The organism is Flavobacterium fluviatile (genome assembly GCF_010645065.1).
Lineage (GTDB): Bacteria > Bacteroidota > Bacteroidia > Flavobacteriales > Flavobacteriaceae > Flavobacterium > Flavobacterium fluviatile.
This window is the reverse complement of the sequence record NZ_JAADZW010000033.1, coordinates 18,233-27,820: the sequence shown is the minus strand read 5'-3', so window position 1 is coordinate 27,820 and position 9,588 is coordinate 18,233. Positions and strand designations below refer to the sequence as shown.

Here is a 9,588-nt window from a genome sequence, read left to right as displayed (position 1 = left end):
CAGCGGACTATGTAGCAAGTAACAGTGCGGATTTAAATCCGACAACCAACACAGAATGGGATGTTTGGGTAAAAGACTTAAACGGATGTACAGTTAAAGTTGATGTGACTCTTGAAACGGATTCTGCCCCATCAGCAGTTGTTGCTAATGGAGCTGGTTGTTTAGGTACTCCAGGAGGATACACCATTACTGCATCAGCAACAGGTGGAACAGGAACTTTATCTTACAGTATTAATGGAGGAGGTTCCTATCAGGCATCTAATATTTTTACAATAACATCGGTAGGTACATATACTATTCGTGTAAAAGATGTTAATGGTTGTACTGTTGATAGTAATCCGGTTACTGTAGCTCCACAATTAACGGTAAGTGCAGTTTTAAATAAAGATATTACTTGTACAGCACCAGCAGTTGCACAAATTACAGTAACTCCAACAGGAGGTGCAGGTCCGTTTACTTATTCAAGTTCTCCAAATACCGGTACTTTTGCAGGAAATGTATTTACCACGAATACTCCTGGAAACTATACTTTCACGGTTACAGATGCAAACTTATGTTCAGCTTCAACAACGACAGCAATTGTTGTTACTCCAACTGTTGATCCTGATATTACCGGAATTGCTCAAACACAATCTATTAATTGTAATGGAGATGATACTGCAGCGATTAATATAACTATAGACAATACAAAAGGCTTGGCTCCATTTGTATTCAACGTATTGAATACAACAACAGGAACTAATTATGGAACTCAGACTTCTGGTTTAGCAGCAGGTAATTACACAATTACAGTAACTGATGCTAAAGGTTGTACAGATACTGGAAGTATTACGATAGCACAGCCTTTGGATATTGTTGTTGCAAGTCATGCTGTGCCAATAACTTGTAATGGTGCAGGTATTTCAAAAGGTTCAGTAATTGTTGATAGCGTTACAGGTGGCGTAGGACCTTATGATTATATTGTAACAGGTGTAAATGGTTATAACAATTCTGAATTAAATAATGCTGGTACTACATCTGTTAGTTTTAATGTAGTTGATTTTGGTTTATATCAAATTAATGTAGTTGATGCAAATGGTTGTTCAAAACTGGTTCAAAATGTATTAGTAGCGTCACCACCGAATGACCTAGATATTACTGTTTCTCCTGCTCCAGGAGTTTGTTCCGGACTAGGATCTGCGGTTGTAGCTATTAGTCCTTCGAATACAAGTATTGGTACAGGTCCGTTTTATTTTAGCTTATATACCGGTAGTGTACCTTCTTATCCAACTGGTACTTGGTTGGCAGAAACTCCGGCTGGAAGCAAACAAACAACGTTTAATAATTTAATACCTGGTGTTACTTATACATTTGTGGTATATGATGCTGCTCCTGTCCATGGTGGTACAGGTACAGGATGTTACTATTATGAAACAGCTGAGTTTCCAATTGGAACAAGTTCTACTATTACGGTTAATCCTTTAGTGGGAAGTAATATTACTTGTAAAGGTTCTGCAGACGGTAATGTAACATTTACAATGAATCAGACTTATGGTGTAGATACCCCAGTCAAGTATCAAATCTATAATTCTCAAAATGTTACGCCTATAGGAGGTGTAGTAAGTGCTACTATTCCTGCTTCCGGATCATTAACTGTAAATAATTTTGGTACATTGCCATTTGGTTATTATTTCGTTTTAATTACAGAAGATACAGGTGCAACAAATGCAGGTTGTAGTGTATCTTCAGCTCCATTTAGTATTACGCAATCAGCTATTGATTTATCAGTTACAGCTTCAAAAATTAAAAATGTAAATTGTAATGAAGATGGTGTAATTGCTGCTCAGGCAAAAGACGGAACAGCACCCTATACATATCAGTATTTATTAGCTACAGCTACAGCACCAACAGCAGCAACTGCAGGTTGGACAGGAAATACAACTTTTGCAACAAGTGTAACAGGAAATTATATTGTTTACGCAAAAGATGCTTATGGATGTATTAAAACAGCCACAGTAACATTAGATGCAGATGATGCACCAACAGTTACTCCGCCAGTAGCTCCGCTTTGTTATGATGGAACAGCGTTTACTATTACTTTTTCAGGAACAGTTGATCCTGATATTGTAGGAGGAGCAACTTATAGTGTAAATGGAAGTGCTTTCCAAAGTTCACCAAGTTTTACATTTAATGCGGCTGGTACTTATAATTTAGTAATTAAAGACGGAAATGGATGTACAGCAAATGTTGATTTTGAGGTATATCCTAAGTTAAATTTATCAGCTTCATTGACTAAAGAGTTAGATTGTTCCACAAATCCGGAAGCAGTAATTAATTTGACAGCGACAGGAGGAAATACAATTCCGGCGTCGAATTATACTTACGAAGTTTCGTTTAATGGAGGAGGATTTGTTGCAGCAACTAATCCATATGATGCTACTACAGCAGGAAATTATGTTTTTAGAGTTACAGATGGTAACAACACAACTTTGTGTCAAACAACTACTAGTTTCGACTTAGATCCGATTCCAACGACAGTATTTAATACTTCTGTAACAAATGTAAGTTGTAATGGCGGTGCTGATGGTACCATCACAGTAAATGTGACTTCAGGAGTGGGACCTTATGAGTATCAATTGGATGGTGGAATTTTCCAATCGTCAAATGTATTTGCAGGATTATCTCAAGGTACTAGTTATGTAGTTACGGTTCGTAATGCTAAAAACTGTACGTTAAGCTCAGGACCTATTACAATCACCGAGCCGGGCTTATTGGCAGCTACAGCATCTGTAACGCCGTTTGGATGTAGTACTGGCAATGTACCACAGCCAGCAGTTGTTAAGGTAACGGCAAGTTCAGGTACAGGACCATACACTTATAATTTTGACGGATCATCTGTGTATAGCAATGACAATACTTCTTCGATAGCGATTCCGGTAACGATCACCGAGCCGGGCTTATTGGCAGCTACTGCATCTGTAACGCCGTTTGGATGTAGTACTGGCAATGTACCACAGCCAGCAGTTGTTACGGTAACGGCAAGTTCAGGTACAGGACCATACACTTATAATTTTGACGGATCATCTGTGTATAGCAATGACAATACTTTGGTTGTAAATGATAACGGAAGTATGCAGACTATTCATTACTATGTAAAAGATGCCAATGGCTGTACTTTTGATGCTACGATTAATGTAGATCCATATTTAACATTGACAGACATTACTTTTGCTGTTGCTACAGCACCGGTTTGTCCAGGCAATGTTGCCGATATTACTTTGACTGTAGCTGGAGGTTATACGCCTATGGCTAAATACGAGATTATTTCACCTATAACAGTTGACAATGGTACTAATGCGACTTTTGCAGGATTAGCACCGGATACCTATTTATTCAAAGTAACGGATGCCTATGGCTGTTCCATCGAGCGAAACTATACAGTTGCTCCGGTAACTCCAATTGCCATTGCAGGCATTATGCTAAATGATATTTCATGTAATGCAGCAGACGGAACAACCAATAACGGTTCAGCGCAGTTTACAGTTACAGGTTTCAGTGCCACAGGCAATTACAGTGTTGTGACTTCACCAGCAGTTGCATCAGGACAGATTTCACACACTGGAGATGTAATTACCCTTACAGGACTATCAGCAGGTACTTATACAGTAACCGTAGAGGACAATACAACACATTGCTCTGCAAATGCTGATGTTACAATAACAGAGCCAGATCCGATTGCCTTTACAGCATTTGGCACAAAAGTGTTCTGTTCACAGGATATTTCAACTATCACCGTTAGCGGTGTAACAGGAGGCACAGGCGCTTATACGTATGCAGTTGTAGCAGGAGGAGCTACAGCTCCGGCTGCTACAGCTTACACAAGCAGTTCTGTATTAACAGTAGATACGAATCTGACAGACTTGTCATGGGATGTTTATGTAAAAGATGCTAATGGCTGTATCCATATTGAGAATGTGACGATCACCAACGATGCACCACCTGCAATAACAGTTCCGGCAGCACAATGCTACACAGGAGCTAACTTGACAGTTGACTTAAGTACATTAACGACTACTTACAACAACGTTAAGTCTTATACAGTAGACGGATCAGCAATTGCTACTTCAACAGCTACTTTTACATCGCCTGGTACCTATAAACTAGGAATTAAGGATGATAACGGTTGTGAGGCATTTGTAAATTATACGATTGAAAAACAATTGTTGGCAACAGCTACATTGACAAAAGACCTTTATTGTGCAGGATCAGTTGATGCTACTATTGATGTTGTAATTACTGACGGAGTTGCGCCATATACTTACCAGATGTATGTAGACGGAGTTGTTACAGGATCAGTTACAGGTGTAACAGGTTCAGGCTTTACAGCTTCAGTTTCAGCGGCAGGAAGTTATACATTTGTTATTACAGACAGCAATGCGGCGGTTTGTTCAGTAACTACTAATGCTGCAGTTGTGACTACACCTGCAACGCCAATTGCTTCTGCAGTTCCAACGGCTGTAATCTGTAATGGAGAGAGCAACGGAACGATCACAGTAACGGCTTCAGACGGAGTTGCTCCATTCAGCTATGCATTGACAGGAGCAGGAGCCAACACTACAGGTAATACTACAGGAGCTTATACGGGTCTTATTGCAGGAACTGATTATGAGGTTGTTGTAACCGATGCTAAAGGATGTGCTTCGATAGCGATTCCGGTAACGATCACCGAGCCGGGCTTATTGGCAGCTACTGCATCTGTAACGCCGTTTGGATGTGATCTTTCAAATAATGCTAAAGATGCAATTGTAACGATTACAGCTACTGGCGGTACTACAGATTATACATACAGTTTTGATGGTGGATCTACTTTCCAAACATCAGCTTCATTTACTGTGAATACTGCACAAACTATTAATTATGTAGTTCTTGATGCTAACGGTTGCCGTATAACAGGAACTACCGCTGTAACACCATATTTACCACCAACGGATATGGATTTATCAGCAAGTCCTATTTATTGTAACACTTCTGGAAATGCAGCTACAGTAACTGTTAACGCAGTAGCAGGTGGAGCAGCACCATATAGATATGAAATTATTTCACCGGCTTCTGCAGCAACTGCTCCAAGCTTAACAAATAGTTTTGCAAACTTAGTAGCTGATACTTACATTATAAAAGTAACAGACAACAACGGATGTAGCACAACTAAAGCAATTGTGGTTGAAGAAGCGGATAAAATATCAGCTACGCATCAAATTATTAACGATGTGTATTGTAAAGGTGATAATACAGGATCTGCGAATTTTACAGTTTCTAATTACATTACTGCTGGCAGCTATACATTTAATTTAACAATGGGTGCAACAACTATAAGTTCATTTACTCAGAGTGGAGATGTTATCAGTTACACTACCCTTGCTGAAGGTAATTATACTTTCACAGTTACAGATAATGTTTCGGGATGTTCAGCTCAGGTTAACTTTAGAATTAATGAGCCAGCAGTTGCTCTAAGTTCAACTTCAGTTGCAACAAATATCAATTGTAATGAAGATAATGCTACGATTACTATTACAGCTACCGGAGGAACAGGTTCTTACAGATATGCTGTAGCAAAAGCAGGTGACCCAGCTCCAACAACAGGTTTCGTGGCAAGCAATCAGTTAACTGTTGATACAAGTAATGGTACTGATGTAAACTGGGTTGTATATGTATTAGACAGCAATAATTGTCCTGCTACCAATACTCAATTGATACAGATGGATCTTAACCCAACCATTGTTAGTGCCGTACCTACACAATGTCCAAGTGCAACAGGAACATACGAGATTACTGTTACAGCAGCAGGATTTAGTACAGCATTGTTGTATAGCATAGACGGTGTGAGTTTTGATTCAAATAATGTTATTACTGTTAATGCTCCTGGTATCTATAATGTAACAGTAAAAGATGCTAATGGTTGTTCTTCAGCTGTTACTCAGGTTACTATTCTTGAGCCATTAGTTCTGACTCCAACAGTTACAACTTCTCCTTCTTGTACAGATGGTGATGGTGTTGTAGAGGTGTCAACAACAGGAGGTTCAGGAAACTATATTTATAACATTGACGGAGGTGCTTTTGGAGCAGCTACACCATTAACAGGAGTTCATTCAGGTTCTCATATTATAGGGGTTCAGGATACGACTACTTTATGTGAAGTATTTGTTCCAATCAATTTGACACCAGCTACAAGAATTACGGGCTTCGTTTTAAATCCTACACATGTAACTTGTAATGGTGGCAATGATGGTACTATAACAGCAATTATAGACACTCCAGCGCCTGGTATTAATGATAATCCTAAATATACTTATAGTCTGAATGGTGGAACTCCACAGGATTCTAATATATTTAACAATCTGGTTGCTGGAAATTATACAATAACGGTTAGATCAGAAAGAGGATGTTCAGAAACATTACCAATAACTATAAACGAACCTCTTTTAATTGCAGTGAATAGTGTTGCTGTTTCTCAATTCGTTTGTACTACTGGTAACACATCAAATTTCGCAACGATTACAGTTGATCCAACAACAGGAGTAACGGGAGGTTCAGGAAACTATTTAGTATATGAATTCTTTAAAAACGGTACTCAGGTTCAAAAAGGTTCTTCAAACACGTATACGGAGTATGATTTAGCAGGAGGAACTTATACAGTAAATGTTTATGACAGTAACGGTTGTATGGGAACTTATGCAGCGCCAATCCTAATTGATGGATATATTGCAATTGACAAAATAAATGTTGTTAATACAGCAATTACATGTAATAATGCGGAAAGTATTACAGCTACAGCTGTCGATGCTGCAGGAGTTGCAGTTGCCGGAATTCAGTATAGTTTGGTAGATGTAAAAGGAACAGTTTCATTCCCATCGAATACAACGGGTAACTTTACAGGTATTCCGGTTGGAAATTATATTATCACAGCATTAAATCCTGTAACGGGATGTAGTATAGACAAACCGCATTATGTAAATGAGCCGAATACGTTCTACTTAAACGCTGTTAAAACAAGTGATGTAGTGTGTTATGGTTCAAATGAAGGTTCAGTATCTATTACTTTGGTTGACAATATTGGAAATCCGGATGAAGCAGGAAGATTCAGTTATACAGTATCTGGTCCTGTAGCAAGTTCAGGAACAACCACTACAGCCGGACCATTAGACTTATCAGGTTTAACAGCTGGAGAATATACAGTTTCAGCAACATTAATTGATAGTCCTTTCTGTACTGTTTCAACTACATTTGTAATTGGTCAGCCAGATGCGAGATTAGAGATTTCTGAAACTCACACTCTTATTACTTGTATTTCAGGCAATAATGACGGAAGCATTTCAGTTTCTGCTACTGGCGGATGGTCTGGTGCATATGAATTCCAGTTAGAGAATAGTACGGGTGTGGTGTCTGTTTGGTCAACAACACGTGATTATACTAATTTAACTGCTGAAAACTATATTATACGAGTAAGAGATTCTAAACAGTGTATTGCAAGCGTGAATGTTTCATTGGTAATACCAACTCCTATTAGTGTGGTTGCTACTCCAGACATGACTATTGTACCATGTTATGGAAGCGAAAGTGCTACAATTACAGCAACTAATGTAACGGGTGGTGAAGGTAAAAACTATAGCTATACCTTGAATAGAATTACAATGGATGGAATAATTTCTTCAGGTCCGCAAAATTTACCAAGCTTCTCAGGATTAGGAGCAGGAACTTATAGTATAACTGTAACTGATGGTTTCACTTGTAGCGGTACTTCTGCTCAGATAACAATTACAGAGCCAACAATTGTTACACCATTGTTAGTTCATTCTGGCAACGCTACTTGTTTAACACAGGATAGTCTGACGCTAAGTGCTTCGGGCGGTACAGAACCATATACTTATAGTACTGATGCTAATTTTACAACTGTTCTGGGTTCATTTACAGAATCATCTCCGATGACATTCAACGTTACTCCTGGTGAGTACAAGTATTTTGTAAAAGATGCAAATGGTTGTGTGGGATTTGTTTCTAATGGAATTAATGTATCAGAATTACCAATGCTTGATGTTGATGTAGATGTTCGTAGTGCTGTTGTTAACTGTAAAGGTGATACAACAGGGGTTATTGTTGCTACAGCGACTGGTGGTTTAGGAAACTATGTTTATTCATTAATAAATGATGTTACAAAAGCAGTCGTTCAGGGACCAAAAGCAGATGGTAACTTTGCAGATTTGGCTGCAGGAGATTATACTGTTCATGTAGTAAGTGTTGATTGTGAGTATGATTCAGCTGTTATCCCAATTACAGAACCAACTGACGCTTTTGCGAGTACATTTGTTAAAACAGACGTAACTTGTAATGGTAATAAAGACGGAAAGGTTGTTATTACTACAACAGGAGGAACTGGAGCTATATACGCAATATCTCCTAACATGAATCAGTTTTTTGATGACGGTACATTTACGAATTTAGAACCGGGTTCTTACACCGTATTGGTTCAGGATCCTTCAGCTGGTTGTTATCATTTTATAGATTTTGTTATCAATGAGCCAACACCTTTATATGCTGCACTTATTCCAGATACGATGTTGCCGGAACAATGTAAAGGCGAGAAAAATGGTTCTTTCAGTATAGAAATAACAGGTGCTACTGGTCCATATAGCTATAGCCTTGATGTAAGAAACGGTACATATACTACAGGCGCTGTAGGACAAACAAGATTCGATTTTGACAATCTTTCTGGAGGTAGACATATAGTTTACATTAAAGATGCTGAAGCTTGTACCTACGAACTGGAAGTTCTAATGGACGATGCAGTTGTACTTGATCCACAATATGTAATTAATTATGACTGTGTGAATAATGCTGCGGCTAATTCAGTAACAATTACTGTTGATCCAAGTATTACAAACCTTGCAGATGTTGATTACGCTCTTGACGGAATTGCTCCTTATCAGGCAAGCAACATCTTTACAAATGTAGCTCCTGGAACTCACTTCGTAATGGCTAGACATACGAACGGTTGCGAGGTTCCAACAGCTAATTTTGTAATAAAAGCTATTGCCCCGTTGAATTTGATTGTAACTCCGGGTCAGCAGGAAATGAATGTAATTTCGGTTACGGCATCAGGTGGATCACCAGCTTATATGTACAGTTTCAACGGAGAAGATTTTACATCTTCTAACACATACAAAATCTACAAATCCGGAGATTATAAAGTAATAGTTAGAGATCAGAATGGCTGTACTTTTGAATTAATTGTACCTATGACATATGTTGATGTTTGTATCCCGAATTACTTTACACCAAACGGTGATGGTCTTTATGACGAATGGGGTCCTGGTTGTACAAATATTTACAACAACCTTGAGTTCTCTATCTTTGACAGATACGGTCGTGAAATTGCCAAATACCGTTATGGTCAAAAATGGAACGGTAAATACAATGGCGAGGAATTGCCAACAGGTGATTACTGGTATGTTCTTAAACTAAATGATAAGAAAGATGATAGAGAGTTTGTTGGACATTTCACTTTATACAGATAACAAAATAATAGCCCCTATGATGTTATCTAAAAAAATTATC

1 protein-coding gene is annotated in these 9,588 nt (G+C 38.5%); it reads left to right on the top strand.

The annotated features are described in order from the left end of the window. Positions 1 to 104 precede the first annotated feature (104 nt). Complete coding sequence (locus tag GXM17_RS19955) at positions 105 to 9,548, top strand: T9SS type B sorting domain-containing protein (RefSeq protein ID WP_208796468.1); 9,444 nt, start codon at positions 105 to 107, stop codon at positions 9,546 to 9,548. Positions 9,549 to 9,588 lie beyond the last annotated feature (40 nt).